This window comes from Psychrobacter sp. T6-1 (assembly GCF_052258445.1).
This window is the reverse complement of record NZ_JBQQFC010000286.1, coordinates 1-3073: the sequence shown is the minus strand read 5'-3', so window position 1 is coordinate 3073 and position 3073 is coordinate 1. Positions and strand designations below refer to the sequence as shown.

Here is a 3073-nt window from a genome sequence, read left to right as displayed (position 1 = left end):
GTACACTGCGCGGCAAATCCTGATTTTAAAGAAGGCGTACGGGCGCTGCTGATTGATAAAGACAAAGATCCTAAATGGTCGCGATCGCTTAGTGAGTGTTTATCCCCTGAGGGCCGCGATTATATCGAGCAGCATTTTGACAACCCTTATAGTAAAGACGCGCACCCCTTAAAAGACTGGCTAGGCGCTGATGCTTTGGGCGCGCAATACGTTCGCTAAGCTTTACGTATAGTTGAGTTCCTTCAATAGTGCTATCTCTTAGTCTAAATATGTCAGTTTTTTTGAGACTGACAATAGAATATATAATCAGAACAACAATCATCAAGGAGTGATGACATGAGTCCAAGTAAACATAGCGATAGTCAAAGTAGACCTAATATTGCCTTTATTGGTCTAGGTAATATGGGCGCGCCAATGGCGGAGAATCTGATAAAAGCAGGATATAAGCTCTCGGTGTATGATTTATCACAGGCGGCGCTCGATCGTTTGCAGAGTGCGGGTGCTAGAGTCGCCGATAGCCCAAAGGATGCGGCACGTGACGTCCAAGTCGTTATCACGATGTTGCCAGCAGGCAAGCATGTACACGCGGTCTACTTGGATAGCGAAGAGTCAAACGGTCTACTCTCGGTACTGCCTAAGGGTACACTCGTCATCGACAGCAGCACCATTGCCGCAAGTGATGCACGCAAGGTGGCGACAGAGGCGAGCAAATTAGGCATCGACTTTTTAGATGCGCCAGTCTCAGGCGGCACGGGCGGCGCTATTGCAGGTAGTCTCACTTTCATCGTCGGCGGTAGAGCAGAGGCCTTTGCCCGTGCTAACCCTATCCTTGATGTTATGGGTAAGAATATCTTTCATGCAGGGGATCATGGTGCAGGACAGGTCGCTAAAATATGTAATAACATGCTGCTTGGCATTTTGATGTCAGGGACAGCTGAGGCGATTAACTTAGGGGTCAAAAACGGCCTTGATGCCAAGGTGCTCTCCGAGATTATGCTCCAAAGCTCAGGGCGCAACTGGACGCTTGAAGTGTATAATCCTTATCCTAACGTCATAGAAACCGTACCCTCGAGCAATGGCTACAAAGGCGGATTTATGACCGAGCTTATGCAAAAGGATCTTAACCTTGCCATGCAAACAGCGCAAACAACAGGTGCTGATACGCCAATGGGTGCTAGGGCTACTGAGCTATACAACGAGCACAGCGTCCAGCATGGTGACAAGGATTTTTCCAGTATCATGGCGCTGCATGATAAGTCAGTATTATCGTCCTAATCAGTTTTACTGCCGTATACTTTAATAAGCAATAAAAAGCCGTTGATGCTACTCACGATAGCACCAACGGCTTTTGTTATTACAAACCAATTTAACTTTGTAGCTCATACACCAAGGTCTGAATATCTTTGGCCGCTTCTCGTAGTCTTGGTACATGGCTTAGTAGTTCATCGAGCGATACTCGTATCGTTGGCGCGTGTATATAGAGCGAGCCCAAATAGCGAGATTTTTTATCAGATATGGCAACGGATACCGCTACCATCTCAGATATAAACTCCTCATTATCGATACCGACGCCTGTCTTGGCAATGTGATCAAGCTCAGTATTTAAAGCACTGATATCGACGATGGTGTTTTTAGTGAACTTATCGAGCGCTAAGCTTTGGAGCACCTTGCGCCGACTCTCCAGACTTAACTGACTTAAATACAGTTTACCCGTTGCTGTGCACCACATGGGTGACTTAATACCTACTGGCAAGTAGATTTGCAAGGGTAGTTTAGTCGCAACCCTATTGGTATAGATCATATCGGTATGATAGGGAATACCAATGCCGCAAGTCTCTTTTATATCGTCTACCAGCTTTTGTAATATGATTTGCCGCTCGTTAAAGAACTGCCTATGTTGCCAAAGCTCAACACTTAGATTGCGCACGCGCTTGCCAGGGATAATACCGCCACCGATATCGACTGCAACAAAACCTTCATCAACCAGATTTTGTACCAAACGATGTATTGTTGGTTTTGGAATATCGAGCATTTGTGAGAGCTCAAGGGGCGAGATAGGTTTGGATGAATAGGACACCGCTTCGATAATTTCTAACACGCGAGTAATAGAGGATACTTTGGGCATAGAAGAAGCTCAGTATAGATAAAGAGAGTAGTTAGAAAGTTTGAATTCACTGAAATGTATATAAACCAGTAACAGTAAGTATAAAGAATTACGATAATAATCACTAGTTTATAGCGATAAACTTTACTAATTTATGAATCTTATTATTAATATGTTCAACTATCATAGATACATCAACTCACAAACCGAAACAAATGGTAGTAATAAGTAATAGAATATTTACTGTCTAAAATACATTTATAGTCCATTATACAGAAACATCTTGAAATACTTTCTTTATCTCGAATTTGTATATTTACTTGAGTTTAGGGAGTAGTAGGTCGTAAAAAGCAAGTGTTTTAGGTTGCTAGGTGCCACTAATTACAATATGCATGCAATCTTTACATAATACTAAACAAAAGGGGTCTCTGAGGGGATGACTTTTGAAGCTAAAATTGTTTTAATCTGCTCAACAAAAAAATGATTATGCAAACCATCCAATCAATCATTTTTATGGGCAAACAATCCCACACTTTAGGAGAGAGTTATGAAATTCATCAAATTATCTTTGGTTACTGCTGCTGTAATGGCATCAACTGCTGCTATGGCCGCTGAGCCAGCTTATCAGTACAGCAGTGATAACGGCATTATCCGTAACACTACTGGTGCTGTTGTTGGTACGACTAAAACTATCTTTAACACGCTTACTAACCCAGCTTCTGTTAGTGCTGAAGTGGGTTCATTAGGTTACGGTGCAAACGTTGGCTTTAGCGTTAACGAAAAAGTAGAACTACAAGCGGGTTGGGCAGGTGGCGATGTTGCTGACCTATTTGGCGGTGACTTTGACGTTGAAGATATCGAGTATGACGTTGATTCAGACTTTAGTAACCCGTACCTAGGCGTTCAAGTACGTCCTGCTGGTAACTGGTTCACTATGGGTGCTGGCGTAATCGTACCTGATAATGAAAT

At 43.1% G+C, this 3073-nt stretch carries 3 protein-coding genes and 1 pseudogene; 3 read left to right on the top strand and 1 reads right to left on the bottom strand.

Features of this window, described 5'->3' with window-relative positions; translation table 11 throughout:
• Positions 1-219 (top strand): enoyl-CoA hydratase/isomerase family protein (locus ACTXGO_RS11755; RefSeq protein ID WP_443574641.1); only part of this gene is annotated, 219 nt, incomplete at its 5' end.
• Positions 220-336: 117 nt separating this feature from the next.
• Positions 337-1275 (top strand): 3-hydroxyisobutyrate dehydrogenase, encoded by a 939-nt coding sequence (gene mmsB / locus ACTXGO_RS11750; RefSeq protein WP_443574639.1) that lies wholly within the window; start codon positions 337-339, stop codon positions 1273-1275.
• A 91-nt stretch (positions 1276-1366) separates the two neighbouring features.
• Here mmsB and ACTXGO_RS11745 read toward each other — a convergent pair whose 3' ends face one another.
• The gene (locus ACTXGO_RS11745; RefSeq protein WP_317199339.1) at positions 1367-2125 is read right to left on the bottom strand and encodes an IclR family transcriptional regulator; all 759 of its coding nucleotides are present in this window, start codon (positions 2123-2125) and stop codon (positions 1367-1369) included.
• A gap of 526 nt (positions 2126-2651) precedes the next feature.
• Between ACTXGO_RS11745 and ACTXGO_RS11740 the strand changes: the two are divergent.
• Positions 2652-3073: pseudogene (locus ACTXGO_RS11740) on the top strand (hypothetical protein); the annotation flags it as partial.